Here is a 17530-nt window from a genome sequence, read left to right as displayed (position 1 = left end):
ATTTGAAAACTTAAATTTTAGAAAATTATAAATCATGAAAAAATTATTTTTGCTATTGTTTATGGCAATTGCAACAACATCTTTTGCTCAGAATCAAATTAATTTCGAATCAGGGAATTTTGATTTCTTAAAGGATCAGACTGAAGTGAATGTTCAGCTTAAATTTGATAATGCTGTGTATCAGGAGAAAAATTTTACCGAAGCACAGTACCTTGAAAACAGAGAAAAAGATATTATCGCTAAAAAAAATGAAGCCGTTTGGAAAAACTGGATTTTTCAGTGGGAGAAATTTAAAACTGAAGAATATATAGGGTATTTCTTTAAAGGTATCAACAGCAAATCAAAAAAAATAACATTTAAAAATGATGTCAAAGCAAAATATACCTTAATCATTGATGCAAAATGGATCTATGCAGGATGGTACGGTGGAATGATAGGATCACAGGAAGCGAAATTAACTTCAGATCTTACCTTTGTAGAAACTGATAATCCTTCGAAAGTCGTAATGAGATTACAGGCTGATAAAATTCAGGGGAAAAAGATGAATAAAGATTTTTCATGGGAATATGGCAGAATTGCTGCAGCATATGAAATCACAGGAAAGAAGCTAGGCACAGAAATCAAAAAAGCGGTTAAATAAAACAAAAAACGGTCTGAATGTTCAGACCGTTTTTTTATGATTGTTCTTGCTGCTGCTGTCTTTCAAGCTTAATAAGATTCGCAAGGTTTTTAATAGCTGTATCATGCTTTCTCACAAAAGGATTGTCTTTATTCCAGACATATCCTGCGAGTACAGCACAGATTTTTCTCTTGACATCTTCATTTTCAGGTCTGTGGAAGAAAAGTTCCTGAAGATTTCCCGTGTACCATTCTTTTACATAGGTCGTGAAAACATCTACACCATAAAGGATATAATCTGCATACTCTTTCTGCCAGTCGATTTTCTCGCCATTAAGCTGTCTTAAAGCCAGTTTCGCGGCAAGCATCCCAGATTCCGTGGCAAAGGCCATTCCCGATGAGAAAACCGGATCAAGGAATTCAGACGCATTTCCCGTAAGGGCATATCCTTCTCCAAATAGTTGCTTCACCGAACATGAATAATCTTTCAGATGTCTTGGCTCAAAAAGGAAATCTACATTTCCAAAACGTTTTACATAATAATCAGAAAGAGAAATCGCTTTTCTTAAAGCTTCTGCGGGATCACCATTTTCAGACAGCTGATCAATATATTCCGTAGGTCCTACAATTCCTATACTCGTATTTCCATTAGAAAAAGGAATAACCCAAAGCCAGACCTCCGTTTCAATAATATCAAAAGAAATCAAAGTTCCTTCCTCGCCTTCTTCCCTGTTAATATCTTCTACGTGGGCAAAAATAGCAGAATGGGGAGACAGTTTTGAAGGCTTTTCAAGATCAAGAAGTCGTGGCAGTACTCTTCCATAGCCACTTGAATCTATGACAAATTTCGAATGAATCTCTTTTGTTTCGCCGTCCTTGGTTTTTACCGTAGTGATAGAGTCTGTTCCATTGAATTGGATATCAATAACTTCGGTCTCGAATTCCAGGTCAATGCCTTTTTTGATCACTTCCTGGGCCAGAGTATCATCAAAATCAGCTCTCGGAACCTGCCAGGTCCAGTCCCAGCCTTCCCCGAACTTGTCACTAAAATCAAAAATGCAAACTTCATTGCCTCTTAAAAAACGGGCTCCCAGCTTTTTTTCAAAGCCCATTTTATCTAAAGCAGGAAAAAGTCCGGCCTCGTCAAAATGATCCATTACTCTGGGAATTAAGCTTTCACCAACAACCAGCCTTGGAAATTTTGTCTTTTCAACAACTTTTACGTTGATATTGTTCTTCTTTAAGTATGAAGAAGATACGCATCCGGAAGGCCCAGCCCCGATTACGAGAACATCAACAAATTCTTTGCCCATCTTGATTTTTTATTTTAATAATAACTTCTATCTTTGCCGCAAAATTAGTGACAATTAATTAATATTTTACAAAATTAGCAACTATTACTTTTAATTGATGAAAATAAATAACTTTTTAGAACTGAAGGATTTTCAAAAAATTATCATTGAGAATGAAAAAATTGAACTGGACGAATCACTTTTAGACAGAGTGGAAACAAGTTTTCAGTTTTTAAAGGAATTTTCAAAAAACAAAGTAATATATGGTGTGAATACCGGTTTTGGGCCAATGGCTCAGTTTAAAATCAGTGATGAAGATACGCACCAGCTTCAGTACAATCTGATCAGAAGCCATTCTTCAGGAATCGGAAATCCATTGCCTGCTCAGGAAGTAAAAGCCTGTATGCTGGCAAGACTCAACACACTTTCACTGGGGAATTCAGGTGTTCACCAGTCTGTTGTTCATTTACTTAAAGAATTGATCAACAGAGATATTACACCATTGATATTCGAACACGGAGGCGTAGGAGCAAGTGGAGATTTAGTACAGCTAGCACACCTTGCTTTGGTTTTAATAGGAGAAGGAGAAGTTTTTTATAAAGGCGAAAGAAAACTGACAAAAGATGTTTTTGAAACAGAAGGATTAGAACCTATCAAAGTAGAGATCCGTGAAGGACTTGCTTTGATGAACGGAACTTCCGTGATGTCCGGAATAGGAATTGTTAATGCCTATAAAGCGAATCAGTTAACAGATATTTCGATCAGACTTTCATGCGCCATCAATGAGATTGTTCAGGCTTATGATGATCACCTTTCAGCAGCTTTGAACGGCACGAAAAAACATTACGGCCAGCAGAAAGTAGCAGAAAGAATGCGTACGCATTTGGCAGATAGTAAACTGATCAGAAAAAGAGAAGACCATCTTTATACGCACTTTGAAGAACAGGAAAAAGTATTTAAGGAAAAAGTTCAGGAATATTATTCTTTACGATGTGTTCCACAGATTTTAGGTCCTGTTTTAGATACTTTGGAATATACTGAAAAGGTCCTTGAAAATGAGATCAATTCAGCGAATGATAACCCGATCATCAATGTTGAAGATAAGCACGTATACCATGGCGGAAATTTCCATGGAGATTATATTTCGCTGGAAATGGACAAATTAAAGATCGTGGTTACCAAGCTTACCATGCTTGCTGAAAGACAGTTGAACTACCTTTTAAATGCAAAGATCAACGAAATTTTGCCACCTTTTGTAAATTTAGGTAAATTAGGCTTCAATTTCGGGATGCAGGGCGTTCAGTTTACAGCAACATCTACAACGGCAGAAAGCCAGATGCTTTCAAATCCCATGTATGTACACAGTATACCTAATAATAATGATAATCAGGATATTGTAAGTATGGGAACCAATGCAGCAGTAATCTGCAGAAAGGTCATCGAGAATGCTTTTGAAGTATTGGCGATAGAAGCCATTACGATTATTCAGGCTGTGGAATATCTTGGTTTTCAGGATAAAGTTTCGTCTTCTACCAAAGAATTGTATGATGATATAAGAAAAATCATTCCTGCTTTCTCAAACGATATGGTGATGTATCCGTATCTTGAGGAAGTGAAAAAATATTTAAAGACAATGTAATTATCAGCGGTAATGAATTGTCATACCTATAGGGATTAAAAATTTAACTAAAAAAAACTAAACACTAACACATGAAATGTGCAATTGTCACAGGCGGCTCCAGGGGAATTGGAAGAGCGGTCTGTATAAAACTGGCGGAGGAAAAAAATTACCATATACTCATCAACTACGCTTCAAACGAAGTGGCAGCAAAAGAAACTTTGGCTAAAGTACAGGAACTGGGTGCTACAGGAGAGATCCTGAAATTTGATGTAGCCAGTGCCGAAGAAAGCCTTAATGTTTTGACGCAATGGCAGGATAACAATCCTGATGCAATAGTTGAGGTGATCGTCAACAACGCCGGGATCACAAGAGACGGATTATTCATGTGGATGCAGAGTGAGGATTGGAATAGTGTCATCAATACCAGCCTGAATGGCTTTTTCAATGTAACCAACTTCTTTATCCAGAAACTTTTGCGCAATAAATACGGAAGAATCATCAATATGGTTTCTGTTTCCGGAGTAAAAGGAACAGCAGGACAAACCAATTATTCTGCTGCAAAAGGAGCTTTGGTTGGGGCTACAAAAGCTCTGGCACAAGAAGTTGCCAAGAGAAATATTACGGTAAATGCAGTGGCTCCCGGATTTATCAGAACAGATATGACCCAGGACTTTAACGAAGATGAGCTTAAAGCGATGATCCCGGCCAACAGATTTGGAGAAGCGGAAGAAGTTGCGGATCTGGTCGCGTTTTTAGCATCCAGAAAAGCATCCTATATTACCGGGGAAATTGTGAACATCAACGGAGGAATCTACTCATAAATAATGTAACAATATAGCAATGTACCAGTGTAACAATAGTGCTGTGACCTCAATTAGATTGTTACATTGTTAAACTGATACATTGTTAAATTAATAGAACTCATGGAAAATAGGGTTGTAATTACCGGAATGGGAATTTATTCTTGCATCGGAACCTCTTTGGAAGAGGTCAGGGAATCCCTATATCAAGGAAAGTCCGGTATTGCTTTAGTACAGGAAAGAAAAGAATTCGGATTCAGGTCGGGCCTTACGGGTGTAGTACCGAAGCCGGATCTTAAGAATCTACTTAACAGACGCCAGCGTGTAAGCATGGGCGAGGAAAGCGAATATGCTTACCTTGCGACCAGTGATGCACTGAAGCAGGCAGGGATAGACCAGGATTTCCTGGACAGCCATGAAGTAGGGATTCTATACGGAAACGACAGTGTTTCTCAGGCAGTGGTAGAATCTATCGACATTGCCAGAGAAAAGAAAGATACCACATTGATGGGGTCGGGAGCGATCTTTAAATCAATGAATTCTACAGTAACAATGAACCTTTCAACGATTTTTAAATTGAAAGGCATCAATCTGACCATTAGTGCAGCATGTGCCAGCGGCTCACATTCTTTAGGACTTGCTTATATGATGATCAGTAATGGTTTTCAGGATATGATCATTTGTGGTGGTGCTCAGGAAACCAATAAATATTCAATGGCAAGTTTTGACGGGCTGGGAGTTTTCTCCGTACGAGAAGATGAACCCACAAAAGCGTCAAGGCCTTTTGATTCCGGCAGAGATGGATTAATCCCAAGCGGAGGAGCGGCGAGTCTTGTGGTAGAAAGTTTAGAATCTGCGCAGAGAAGAGGAGCAACCATTCTTGCAGAGATTGTAGGCTACGGTTTCTCTTCAAACGGGGGACATATTTCAACACCGAATGTGGACGGTCCGGCTCTGGCTATGCAGAGAGCTTTGAAACAGTCTGGATTAAAAGTGGAAGATATCGACTATATCAATGCTCATGCGACATCTACACCGATTGGGGATGCCAATGAAGCCAAAGCGATTTATGAGATTTTCGGAAGTGAAATTCCGGTAAGTTCTACCAAGTCTATGACCGGTCATGAATGCTGGATGGCGGGAGCAAGTGAAGTAGTCTACTCAATTCTGATGATGCAGAATGATTTCGTTGCCCCCAATATCAATTTGGAAAACCCTGACGATGAGGCGAAAAGGATAAATTTGGTCTCAAAAACGAAAAATCAAAAAATTGACGTATTTTTGTCAAATTCTTTCGGATTTGGGGGAACCAACTCCGCATTAATAGTTAAAAAATTTGATTAAAAACATGGAAAGGGAAAAAATTGTTGACATCGTTAATGATTTCTTAGTAAACGAATTCGAGGTAGATGGCGATGAGATCAGTAATGACGCCAACCTGAAAAAAACGCTTGGGCTGGACAGTCTGGATTATATTGATATGGTAGTTGTTATCGAATCTAATTTTGGAGTGAAATTAGGAGAGGCAGATTTTAAACAAATGGTCACATTTGATGATTTCTATACAACTATTGAAAATAAAATTGCTGCAAAAAACGCATAACTATCGATTGAATATTTATTCTTTTTAATAATGTAACAATAAAGCAATGTACCAGTGTAACAATAACTTCAGCCGAAATATTGTTACACTGGTATATTGATAAATTGGTAAACTGTAGGTATGAACAAGTGGAAAGGTAAATCTAAAGGAACCATCGCAGGATATAAAATATTCGTCTGGTGTATTAGAAATATCGGCATCCGGAGTTCATATGTTGTGCTCTATTTCGTGGCTTCCTACTATTTTTTATTTCTAAAAAAAAGCAACCGCTACATCTCCTATTATTTTCAAAAAAGACTTGATTACGGATACTGGAAATCAAAAATCAGTATATTCAAAAGCTATTTTACCTTTGGAAAGGTTTTGATTGATAAAACAGCTATCTCTGCAGGTTTAAGAGAAAAATACACCTACGAATTTGATGGGGTAGAAAATCTTAAGAATCTTTTGACTGAAAAAAAAGGAGGGGTTCTCATTAGTGCCCACATCGGGAATTTTGAAATTGCCGAACATTTCTTTGCTGATATCGATTTCGACTGCCAGATCAATCTCGTCACTACAGATCAGGAAGTGACGGTCATTAAAGAATATCTGGAAAGCGTTGCCGTAAAGCAGAGTAACATCAAATTCATCTATGTCAAAGAGGATATGTCACATATTTTCGAGATCAATCAGGCTTTATCGAATAATGAACTGATCTGCTTTACAGGAGACCGTTATTTCGAGGGCTCAAAATATCTCGAAGCCGATTTGCTGGGGAAAAGTGCTAAATTTCCTGCCGGCCCGTTTCTGATCGCTTCACGTCTCGGCGTTCCCGTGGTATATGTGTATGTGATGAAAGAAAAAAATCTTCATTATCACTTATATGCAAGGGTCGCAAAAAATATTAAAAACCGTGATTCTCAGGGACTTCTCAATTCTTATGTAGAGAACCTGGAATCAATGATCAGAAAATATCCCCTTCAATGGTTCAATTATTTCGATTTTTGGGATGATATTGATTAATTTTTCTAATTTTATCCCTGAAAACTAATCAATAAACTCAAATCATTAAATAAATTCAGAAATTAGACATTTCAAATCTTTATCTAGATTTAGGATCATTTATAAACCCTTGAATTTCTTGATTTTTTGAATTAAAAACACACAGCTTTTCTCCTATTGAAAAAAGAATACGACATACTTGTGATCGGCAGCGGATTGGGAGGTCTTGTTTCGGCTCTAATTTTGGCGAAAGAAGGTCTGAAAGTCTGTGTTCTGGAGAAAAATAACCAGTATGGCGGAAATCTCCAGACCTTTTCACGGGATAAGCTCATCTTTGATACCGGAGTTCATTACCTGGGAGGCCTTTCAAAAGGACAGAATCTTCACCGGTTCTTTTCCTATCTTGAGATTATGGATGAGCTGGAGCTTCACAAGATGAATGAGGACGGCTATGACAGGATTTCTTTTGGTGATGAAAGCATAGATTATCCCCATGCGCAAGGCTATGAAAACTTTGTGGAACAGCTCATTGCCCATTTCCCCAACGAAAAACAAAATCTGGAAAACTATTGTGAAGAAATCCAGTATGTCTGTGCACAGTTTCCGAGATACCAGGTAGTAGGGAAAGATAGCTATAATGAAGAGATCCTTCACCTCAATACCAAGAGATTCATCGAGTCTGTTACTCAGGATAAAAAATTGCAGACAGTATTACTCGGATCCAATTTTTTATATGGCGGAGATTCTGAAAATATACCGTTCTATGTTCATGCACTTACCGTAAATTCATATATTCAAAGTGCCTATAAATGCGTGAAAGGCGGAAGTCAGATTACAAAATTACTGATTAAAAAGCTTCGTCAATATGGAGCAGAAGTGAACAAACATTCCGAAGTTTCCGAATTTATTTTTAATGAAAACAATGCTCTGTATTCCGTGAAAACAAGGACCGGAAAAGAATATGCAGCAAAAAAGTTTATTTCAAATATAGAAATCCGTTCTGCAATGAAATTGATCGGCGAAGAACGGCTGAGAAAATCCTTTTCCAACAGAGTGATGAGCTGGGAACCTGTTTCGTCATGTTTTAGTGTTTATCTGGTTTTAAAACCTGAGACTTTCCCTACCTTCAATTATAATATATACCACTATTCATCGGAAGAAATGGTCTGGAATGCCTACCGGTACAACAAAGAAAACTGGCCGGAAACCTATATGCTTTCGTCTACGGCCTCCAAACATCATCCTGACTATGCAGAAAGCCTTACCGCCATCTCTTATATGGATTTTGAGGAGGTGAAATCTTGGCAGGAAACGGTAAACACAGTGGCCGAAGAGCACGAAAGAGGCTTGAAATATGAGCAGTTTAAACTGGAAAAAGCGGAGAAGATGATTACCGCATTAGAAAAGAAAATTCCCAACCTCAGACATTCCATAAAAAGTATCTATACTTCATCACCGCTGTCTTACAGGGACTATATTGGCAGTTTTGAAGGAAATATGTACGGTTACATGAAAAACTCCGATAATCCTCTTAAAACGATGGTCTCGCCCCGAACAAAGACCGATAACCTCTTCCTTACCGGGCAATCCGTCAATATGCATGGAATTTTGGGGGTAACCATAGGCGCATTCAATACCTGTGCAGAAATTCTCGGAAAAGAACTTATAGATGATCGCCTGAAACAAATGATTAAGACTCATGAAAAAAAATAACTGGCTAGCGGCTGCATTTGGGGGAATTCAGGTTTTCCTTATCCTTTCCCTCCTTTCGTGCGGTGTCTCAAAATCGGTCCAACATATTCCCGACATCAGTGCTTATACGCTGGAAACGCCAAAGGTCACTAAGATCAATGATTCTACATTCAGTTTTAATCAGAATTATTTAACCAAAAACAAGCAGCAGCTCTGGGAACTTTATGTCAAAGGAAATCCATTGCAGCTTGGATATAATAATGGAGCATTAACTCAAAAACTCATGCAGCAGCAGGAAGAGATCTTCTTTTCCAAAGTAGAAGGTTTTGTTCCGTCAAAATTTAAACAGAAACTCCTCAGAGGATTCTTGAAATGGTACAACAGGAAAATGTACCTGAATGTAAGGGAAGACTATCAGGCTGAACTCTATGGATTGTCCCGGTATTCTTCTGAAAAATACGATTTTATTGCGCCGAAATACCTTCGGAACTTATACCTTCACGGAGCCCACGACATTGGTCATGCCATGCAGGATCTGGCCATGGTAGGATGTACCTCACTTGCCGTTTGGAATGAAAATACCGAAGACGGTCAGCTTCTGATCGGGAGAAATTTTGATTTTTATGTGGGAGATGATTTTGCTAAAAATAAGCTGATCGAATTTGTAGATCCGGAAGCCGGAATTCCATACATGTCTGTAAGCTGGCCAGGAATGATAGGGGTAGTTTCCGGAATGAACAAAGAAGGAATCACCGTAACAATTAACGCAGGAAAATCTAAAATTCCTCTGACGGCGAAGACTCCCATCTCTCTTGTGACACGGGAAATTCTTCAGTATGCGAAAAATATTGAGGAAGCGATAGCCATTGCTAAAAAAAGAAAAGTTTTCGTCTCCGAATCTATTCTGGTAGGAAGCGCTCACGATAAAAATGCAGTAATCATTGAGGTTTCCCCTGAAAATTTTGGCGTTTACAAAGTTGAAAATACAAGCAAAGTTTTCTGTACCAATCATTTCCAGTCGGAAGCTTATAAAGACGATAAAAGAAACCAAAAACATATCATAGAAAGCCATTCCGAATACCGCTACGAAAAGCTTCAGGAACTCCTTCAGGAAAAGAAAAAACTGAATCCAGAAAAGATGGCCGCCATTTTAAGAGATAAATCCGGTTTAAAAGACCAGAAAATCGGCTACGGAAATGAAAAAGCAATCAATCAACTGCTGGCGCATCATGCTGTTATATTTTCACCTGAAAAAAGACTGGTCTGGGTTTCTTCAAATCCTTATCAGCTGGGAGAATTTGTCTGTTATGACCTGAATGAGATCTTTTCGGGTAACAAGGCGGCAGAAACTTTACAGGCAAAAACAGCATTGAATATTGCCAGAGATCCCTTTGCAGATTCTGAAGAATTTAAAAACTATCAGGTATCTAAAATAATGGCCGAAGACTTAAGTGATGCCACAGATGATAAAGACATAGCACTAACGGATGACTTTATTCCCAATTATCAATCCATGAACCCGGATTTTTGGTGGGTATACTATCAGGCCGGAAAATATTATTTCAGTAAACATGAGTTTTCAAAAGCCAAAGCTGAATTTGAAAAAGCCCTTACAAAGGAAATTACTACTGTTCCGGACCGACAAAATGTAGAAAAATACCTCAAGAAGACCTTAAAAAAATTAAAATGATCCCCAAACATATAAAACTGCTCTTTTGTATTCCTTTTATCATCATCATAGGGTACACAGCCTACCTGCTTACCAGATATGACTCTATTCCTGATATTATCCCTATTCACGGCTATGGAGGGAAAAATGACGGATTTGGGAGCAAGTTGTTTCTTTTTGCACCCATTGTATTGAATCTTATTATTTTAACCTTCATCTGGATGACGATCAGAAAACCTGATAAGATCAAATTTACTTTTGATGTGAAGGAAGAAGATAAAGAGAAAACCTATGATCAGTACCAGTTGGTGTTGATCATTCTTGCGATATTTGTCACCATTATTATGAGCCCCTTATCTTTTTCGGATGTTGTCTTTAAATAATTAATTTATGAAAAAACTTTTAACCCTTTTTCTGGCTGTGTTATCATTGTTATCATTTTCTCAGAGTAGAAAAGATATCGGAGCTCAATTTGTCAGGACTTTGTTTGTAGATAAAAATGCAGAAAAAGCCCATTCATTTTTTGATGCTTCTGTAGCCGGAGAGATCAAAGCTGCAGATCTTACGATGGTCACTGAACAGCTTCAGGGTCAGTTGGGTACATTTAAAAGTATTATTGAGATCAATAATGAAAAAGATTATTATTACTATTATTCAGAATTTGAGAAGTCTAAGCTGGATATCCAGATCACTTTCGGAAGCGGTGATAAAATGATCGGCTTCTTTCTGGTCCCTCATAAAACATTTGACCAACCGGATGAAAAAAATGCCTTAAAGATTAAAAGTGATGAGATTGAACTGAATGGGACCTTGCTGGTTCCGGAGCAGGATAATAAGAAAAAGCTGGTCATTTTTGTTCATGGATCAGGAGCCAATGACAGAGATGAGACTCTTGGCGAAAATAAACCTTTCAAAGATATTGCAGAAGAGCTTTTCAAAAGCGGGATTGCAACATACCGGTATGATAAAAGAAACTATTCCCATCCTGAAACGGTCAATGACAAGTCTACAGTAGAGCAGGAAACCATTAATGATGCCGTTAATGCAGCAGAATACTTCAAAAATAATGAAAACTTTAAAGGATATCAGATCATTATTCTCGGGCATAGTCAGGGTGCTTATCTGATGCCCAAAATAGCAGAAAGGGCTAAGGTTGCAAAATATATTTTTATGGCGGGCAATGCCAGACCTCTTCAGGAAGTACTTATTGATCAGCTTGAATATCTCCACAAAATTGACTCTTCAAAAATTCCAACGGAAACTATAGATGCGATCAAAAAACAAGTGTCTTTTTTTACAATCAGACAAATTTAATCTGAAGAGTCTGGCTTCAGAACTTCCGCTGGGGCAGTCTGCTTCATATTGGAAATATCTTTTAGATTACAAACCGCTTGATGAGGTTAAAAATATAAAATCACCCATGCTTTTTGCACAGGGAGGAAGAGATTATCAGGTGACAGAAAAGGACTTTGCCCTTTGGAAAAACCAATTGAAAACCAATAAAACGGCAATTTTTAAATGGTATCCATCACTGAATCATTTATTTATAAAAGGCTCCGGGATACCTTCTCCTAAAGATTATGAGATCAAAGGAAATGTAGACGGGGAATTCTTAAATGATCTTATCCAGTTTATTTTGAAGTAGAATTTAATTTAGAAATCATTCAATAAGTTGAGCATTTTATACGTAAAATGCTCTTTTTACTTCTTATGAAATAAATATTTTAATGGTTCAGGTGTCAATAATGTAACATTTTGTTATTTTTACTACTAACTAGGGAAGTAAATTAAATCAAAGTAAAAAATATGAAAAGAATTCGACTAAGTGTTAAGTTTTTATTGCTTTGTTCTTTCTTCAGTTTTAGTGTTCTTTCTGCCCAAAAACATGAGCAGGTGATCAAAGACTATGTTAATTCTGAAAAGACCTTTCAAAGAATAAATCCTGAACTGAAAGCATTTACCATCGTGAATGTTGACCCTTCAAAAAGTTTAAATGGAGATATTGTAGGAATACAGCAAACGATTAATGGTATTCCGGTTTTTGGAAGTTCAGCCAATGTTTTGGTGAGGGAAGATAAAGTACTGAGCTTTGCAGATACCTTTATTAAAACCTATCCTTCCAGCGTAAAAGGTAAGCAGACTGCACAGAAAGATGCATTGGTATCACAGGCTGCAAAACAATTGAACGGACTGACGACTGTGAAAAACAGTGAAGGAAAAGAGGAACCTATAAAAACGAAGCTGGTTTATTTTGCAAAAAGCGGAGAACTTATCCTTGGATATTTATTCAACGTAGAAGAGAAGGGAACCGGCAATCTTTGGAGTTTAGTGATCAGCACAGAGGATGGATCAGTTTTATACCGTGAAAATCTTACCCTTTCATGTAATTTTCATGATGGTGGCCATGAACACCTTCCTACCGAATTGTCACAACCCGAACAGAATATTCAACCTTCAATTCCGGCTGGTACACATTCTGAAGCTCATAAGATTAACAAGAATTTTGTTTTGGCTCCGGACAACGCCTCTTATAATGTACTGCCATTCCCTGTAGAAGCACCTTCTTTTGGAAGCAGAGCACTGCTGAACAATCCGTGGGATATAACCGCTTCTCCTGAAGGATGGCATTCTGATGGAACCAACCATTATACGAACACCAGAGGAAATAATGCGTACGCATACACCGACGAAAACAATACCAATACAGTTCAGTTTTCTGCTGATGGCGGAGCTGCAAGAGCTTTTGATTTTCCAATGGATGTGACATTGCCTCCACAGAACTATACTTCTGCGACGGTAACCAATTTATTTTATGTCAACAATAAAATGCATGACGTATTTTATAAGTTAGGATTCACGGAAACGGCAAGAAACTTTCAAACCAACAACTTCGGGATAGGAGGTACAGGAAATGATGCTGTTTTAGCTGAAGCCAGAGACGGTGGAGCATATAATAATGCGAACTTCCAGGCACCTGCAGACGGATCTGCACCTAGAATGCAGATGTACTTATTTGAGCCTACTCAGATGCAGAATCTTTTCTACAATTCACCATCAATTTATACGGGGAGAGTACCAATAAGTAAAACGGCACAGTTTGGCCCAGCGCTTGAAGCAAATGGTCCTGTAACTGGAAATTTGGCACTTTCTGTTCCTGCAGATGCGTGTACAGCTGTTGCTGCAGGAAGTCTTACCGGGAAAATTGCATTAGTACCTGCCGGGGGAGCTGCTCCCGCAAACTGCGGTTTTGCTGTTAGAACTAAAAATTTACAGAATGCCGGAGCCATAGGAGTTGTACAGTATCACCCAAACAGTGATGTACCAATAACTTTAGGAGGTACAGATGCTACCATCACAATCCCGACGATTATGATCGGAAAAACGGAAGGACTGTTTTTAACAAATGAAATAACGAATGGGGCAGTCATTAATGCTACTTTAAAATATGATAAAGCGAATTATGTTTACAAAGACGGAAGCTTAGACAATGGTATTATGGCACACGAATACGGACATGGAATCACAAATCGTATGACGGGTACGGGAAACAACTGTTTAAATTACGGTACTTCCAATGAGCAGATGGGAGAAGGATGGTCTGATTTCTTTGCCTTAATGTTGACCAACAAGCCCGGAGACAACGCTTCTGTGCCTAGAGGTATGGCTACTTTTACAGCCAGCCAACCTACAGATGGACCAGGGATAAGACCAGCGAAATATTCTCCTGATTTTGTAGTTAATAATTATACCTATGCAAGAACTAATGGTATGAAAGTTAACGATAATTTAAGACTAACTAATGGTACTGTAATTCCGGTTACCAGAGCAGACGTTCATAGTATCGGATTTGTATGGGCAACGATGCTTTGGGATCTTAACTGGAAATACGTAGAGAAATACGGCTACAACAGCAACGTACTGGCGGATCCGAACAGTGGAAGCGCAAGAGTATTACAGTTGGTGGTAGATGCCCTTAAACTACAGCAGTGTAACCCAAGCTTTATACAAGGAAGAGACGCTATCTTAGCTGCTGACATGGCAAAAACCAATGGAGCAGATAAATGTCTGATCTGGAAAGTATTTGCGAAAAGAGGTTTAGGGGTCAATGCCGCGCCGGGAGGACTGGTTGGAATATGGCAGAATTATAATCAGCCTGCTCCGGACTTAAGCGACCAGGTGGAAAACTTCGATGTTCCTGCTGAATGTAATGCATTGGCAGTGAATGAAGCTTCTGCCAATTCCAAAGGAATATCCATCTATCCAAATCCGGTGAAAACAGAGTTTACAATAAAAACTCCTTCAGGAATGGATCTTTCAGGAATCACTACCGTTTCAATTTATGATTTTACAGGGAAATTGGTTTCTTCAGAGAAAATCAATCTTAACAAGCAAACCACAGTGAACGTGAATACGTTATTGAACGGAGCTTATATGGTGACCATTAAGGGTAACATGATTGACTACAGCCAAAAAATCATTGTTTCTAAATAAGAGTATAATAACAGTATAGAGAGGAAAGTCCTGGAGCTCAGCTTCAGGGCTTTTTGTTTAATGTAAAAGGTCTCGCGTCTCGTGTCTGAAATCTAAAATCTTGGCTCACCCATTTCCCTCTCCCTACTCATTCTCAGGATTCAGTTTATTCAGAAAAAGAAATGTTGTGATTCCGCAAATAGCAGACATAGAGGTCGCCAAAATAGCACTTCCGATTACATATTGAAGAAGATTATTCTTGATCAGTTCAAAATTAAGCTCACTGCTTAAAATATTACTGTCACCCTGTACAAAAGGGGATCCTAAAAATAGAGAAGCCGCAATGACAAAAGGAATCAGGGGTGGGAGACTCACGTTGGAGGCTACAAAAGCCAAAACTTTATTCAGCTTAAAAAGAACCGCCAGCGAGATCACAAGAACCGTATGAAACCCCCAGAAAGGAGAAAACCCGATAAACACACCAAGGGCGATAGAAAATGCCTTTGTACGGTTGCTACCGTCACTTTCAAGAACATCTTCCTTGATGAATCTTTTAAAGCTTTTTTTTTTGAAATTATTCACGAAATTTCGCGGAATAATGTAAAGTAGGGTGATCGTCACTAAAATAGTATTCAGAATACTAATCCGTGTAAAATCTTTGAAGGGTCTGAAATGAGAAACCCTTTCCGCAGGATCATATAAAACCTTGATCGGGACATTCTTTACAGGAACGTGCCTCCAGGCTGTCCGTACAATGATCTCAATTTCAAATTCAAATTTCGGAGTAAAATATTTCTTTGGAATTTTCAGCAATGGGTATAATCTGTAGCCCGATTGGGTGTCTTCCAGCTTAATTCCCGTCTCGAACCAGAACCAGAAATTAGAAAACCGGTTCCCAAAGCTGCTTTTTTTCGGGATTCCGTCCTGTGACATATTCCGGTTTCCAATCAGAAGAACATCGTGTTTTTCCTGAAGCAACGCTTCTACGAACACAGGAATATCATCCGGATAATGCTGTCCATCCGAATCAATGGTGATGGCATAGTGATATCCCAGGTCTTTTGCCTTTCTGAAACCGATTTTCAGCCCGTTTCCTTTGCCTTTGTTCTCAGGCAGGGTGATCACAGTGATTTGTGGATATTGAGCTAATAAGGATATGGTAGAATCTGTAGAACCATCATTGACCGCAATAATATTTTCGGTGTAATCCAGAACACCGTCTATGACTCTTTTCAGAGTTTTTTCATTGTTGTAAGTAGGTATTAAAATGCAGATTTTCTTTTCATGAATTGCATTTTGTACTTCAGGAAGGGTCATTGTTTTATTTTATAGTGGCTCTTTCCGCGTCTGTAAAGGATTTAGACTGCATCGCGAACTTTTTTAAGTAGCTTTTCAGTGTCGCGTTTTGCTTTCCGTAATTATTGATAAGGAATGCTTTATCGTCTTTCATGCTGCCTCTGTAACCTACTATTTTAGGAATATTTTCCTGAACGCTCAGTCTGATCAGGCGCAGTTCTATGTTATTTGGATTACTTTTGATAATACTTTCAAGGCTTGTTGCACCGGTTTTTACAAGGGCTTTTCTGTTTTTTTTGGTAATTTTCGCTTCCATGATCTGTGCTGCGGCTTTGTAGCCTGTGGTTACGGCATCAGAACCGGATTGTTTTTCTGCAAGATTGATGAATGCCTGCGTATTTTCATTGGACTGGTTAGCCTTTGCATAGCTGTTTCTTAAAGACTCAAGGTCTGTCTGGAAGAAAAAGATAAAAGCCGTTATGAGAGATAGGAAAAGTTTCATGAATTTATTTTTTATAGCTTACAGACATTTTTAATGCAATAGTCTCGCCAAAAGAAGTGATATTTTTTACTTTAACATCTTCTTCATTTTCAGTAATATCCAGTTGAAGTTTCAGATCCGGTGTTTCGAAAGGATTGATGATAGCCATGAATTTTACGTTCGAAGCCGTTTTTAAAAATAATTTTGATCTGGTAAATTCTTCTGTCAGTTCTTTTACGATCTGCATCATACAAACTCCCGGTGTTACCGGATTACCCGGAAAATGACCTTTAAAAATATCATGGTCTTTATTCAAATGAATATAAGCGGTATAACTTCCGTTTTCGGCCTTTTCATAAGATTCTAAAGTGTAAAAGTCTGTAAGAATGGTCTGCATAAAATTATTTTTTCATGTTAAAGGTATAATAAAGTCCTGTCTGGAAAACAACGTTGGAGTGATTCCTGTTGTAGCTGTCCACCGGTACAAAACCTTTTTTTACTCTGGCTTCGATACCGAAATTTTTGGTGATATCATATCCTAAGCCGGTGGTAATTCCCAAATCGATTTCATTTTCAGGATCAAAATTCTTTTTATCGACAACGAATTCTAAAGTAGGTCCCACATGTATGTTGAACTGGTTGAAATAGAACTTATTGATCAGTTGTAATCCCAGATAGGATACGGAAAGCGTTTTTCCGTCCCAGTTATTTACATTCGTGCTTATTTTTGCCCCCTGTCTGGAATAATTGATCTCCGGCTGCAAAGCATAAAATTTTGCAAAACGGATATTTCCTATGAAGCCTAAATAAAAATCTGTTTTGGTTTTATAATCCAAATACGGTTTTGCAGCATTGGGAAATTCTTCCTGATAGTAATAATTGAACTCTTCACTATTGGAGAAATGAGAGAAATTAGCACCCGCTCTGATTCCCGGATTGAAAGTCACCTGTGAAAAGGACAGTCCTGACAGTAAGGCGACAACTAAAAATAGAAGCTTTTTCAT

The 17530-nt window shown here is 38.3% G+C and carries 17 protein-coding genes; 12 read left to right on the top strand and 5 right to left on the bottom strand.

Going from position 1 to position 17530, the window contains the following annotated elements; translation table 11 throughout:
- Positions 1 to 34: 34 nt before the first annotated feature.
- A complete protein-coding gene (locus tag HHL23_RS06930; protein ID WP_169234086.1) occupies positions 35 to 640 on the top strand; it encodes a hypothetical protein in 606 nt (201 codons plus the stop codon).
- Between the two features lie 34 nt (positions 641 to 674).
- On the opposite strand, the gene HHL23_RS06925 is transcribed toward HHL23_RS06930, so the two are convergent.
- Positions 675 to 1931, bottom strand: coding sequence for an NAD(P)/FAD-dependent oxidoreductase (locus HHL23_RS06925; RefSeq protein ID WP_169234085.1), 1257 nt, complete (start codon positions 1929 to 1931; stop codon positions 675 to 677).
- Between the two features lie 97 nt (positions 1932 to 2028).
- Here HHL23_RS06925 and HHL23_RS06920 point away from each other — a divergent pair, with 97 nt between their 5' ends.
- The 11 genes from HHL23_RS06920 to HHL23_RS06875 all read left to right on the top strand — a co-directional run bounded on the left by HHL23_RS06920 (position 2029) and on the right by HHL23_RS06875 (position 14770).
- Positions 2029 to 3549, top strand: a complete 1521-nt coding sequence (locus HHL23_RS06920) for an HAL/PAL/TAL family ammonia-lyase (RefSeq protein WP_185194858.1) — start codon at positions 2029 to 2031, stop codon at positions 3547 to 3549.
- A 71-nt stretch (positions 3550 to 3620) separates the two neighbouring features.
- Entirely contained in the window at positions 3621 to 4352 is a 732-nt protein-coding gene (gene fabG / locus HHL23_RS06915) for a 3-oxoacyl-ACP reductase FabG (RefSeq protein WP_169234083.1), read from the top strand.
- A gap of 102 nt (positions 4353 to 4454) precedes the next feature.
- Positions 4455 to 5675: a beta-ketoacyl-[acyl-carrier-protein] synthase family protein gene (locus HHL23_RS06910; RefSeq protein ID WP_169234082.1), complete on the top strand. Its 1221-nt coding sequence runs from the start codon at positions 4455 to 4457 to the stop codon at positions 5673 to 5675.
- Between the two features lie 4 nt (positions 5676 to 5679).
- A complete protein-coding gene (locus HHL23_RS06905) occupies positions 5680 to 5934 on the top strand; it encodes an acyl carrier protein (RefSeq protein ID WP_034701488.1) in 255 nt (84 codons plus the stop codon).
- Positions 5935 to 6054: 120 nt separating this feature from the next.
- Complete coding sequence (locus HHL23_RS06900; RefSeq protein WP_169234081.1) at positions 6055 to 6939, top strand: LpxL/LpxP family acyltransferase; 885 nt, start codon at positions 6055 to 6057, stop codon at positions 6937 to 6939.
- A gap of 156 nt (positions 6940 to 7095) precedes the next feature.
- A complete protein-coding gene (locus HHL23_RS06895; protein ID WP_169234080.1) occupies positions 7096 to 8631 on the top strand; it encodes a phytoene desaturase family protein in 1536 nt (511 codons plus the stop codon).
- Positions 8618 to 10300: a C45 family autoproteolytic acyltransferase/hydolase gene (locus HHL23_RS06890; RefSeq protein WP_169234079.1), complete on the top strand. Its 1683-nt coding sequence runs from the start codon at positions 8618 to 8620 to the stop codon at positions 10298 to 10300. The genes HHL23_RS06895 and HHL23_RS06890 overlap by 14 nt, the downstream gene beginning before the upstream one ends.
- Positions 10297 to 10662: a DUF1648 domain-containing protein gene (locus HHL23_RS06885; RefSeq protein WP_169234078.1), complete on the top strand. Its 366-nt coding sequence runs from the start codon at positions 10297 to 10299 to the stop codon at positions 10660 to 10662. Before HHL23_RS06890 ends, HHL23_RS06885 begins: the two co-directional genes overlap by 4 nt.
- Before the next feature lie 7 nt (positions 10663 to 10669).
- Positions 10670 to 11593 (top strand): alpha/beta hydrolase, encoded by a 924-nt coding sequence (locus tag HHL23_RS06880; protein ID WP_228464656.1) that lies wholly within the window; start codon positions 10670 to 10672, stop codon positions 11591 to 11593.
- Positions 11547 to 11924, top strand: a complete 378-nt coding sequence (locus HHL23_RS22465) for an alpha/beta hydrolase family protein (RefSeq protein WP_228464654.1) — start codon at positions 11547 to 11549, stop codon at positions 11922 to 11924. The genes HHL23_RS06880 and HHL23_RS22465 overlap by 47 nt, the downstream gene beginning before the upstream one ends.
- 161 nt (positions 11925 to 12085) lie before the next feature.
- Positions 12086 to 14770: a T9SS-dependent M36 family metallopeptidase gene (locus tag HHL23_RS06875; protein WP_169234077.1), complete on the top strand. Its 2685-nt coding sequence runs from the start codon at positions 12086 to 12088 to the stop codon at positions 14768 to 14770.
- A 123-nt stretch (positions 14771 to 14893) separates the two neighbouring features.
- Here the strand turns inward: HHL23_RS06875 and HHL23_RS06870 are convergent, their stop codons facing one another.
- The 4 genes from HHL23_RS06870 to HHL23_RS06855 are packed head-to-tail and all read right to left on the bottom strand — an operon-like array spanning position 14894 to position 17530.
- Complete coding sequence (locus HHL23_RS06870; RefSeq protein WP_169234076.1) at positions 14894 to 16066, bottom strand: DUF2062 domain-containing protein; 1173 nt, start codon at positions 16064 to 16066, stop codon at positions 14894 to 14896.
- A 4-nt stretch (positions 16067 to 16070) separates the two neighbouring features.
- A complete protein-coding gene (locus HHL23_RS06865; protein ID WP_169234075.1) occupies positions 16071 to 16547 on the bottom strand; it encodes a hypothetical protein in 477 nt (158 codons plus the stop codon).
- Positions 16548 to 16551: 4 nt separating this feature from the next.
- A complete protein-coding gene (locus HHL23_RS06860; RefSeq protein WP_169234073.1) occupies positions 16552 to 16923 on the bottom strand; it encodes a 3-hydroxyacyl-ACP dehydratase in 372 nt (123 codons plus the stop codon).
- 4 nt (positions 16924 to 16927) lie between these two features.
- Positions 16928 to 17530, bottom strand: coding sequence for an outer membrane beta-barrel protein (locus tag HHL23_RS06855; RefSeq protein ID WP_169234071.1), 603 nt, complete (start codon positions 17528 to 17530; stop codon positions 16928 to 16930).

Source organism: Chryseobacterium antibioticum, from assembly GCF_012927325.1.
GTDB lineage: Bacteria > Bacteroidota > Bacteroidia > Flavobacteriales > Weeksellaceae > Chryseobacterium > Chryseobacterium antibioticum.
Note: the sequence above shows the minus strand (reverse complement) of the source record. Positions and strands in the feature narration are given on the sequence as shown.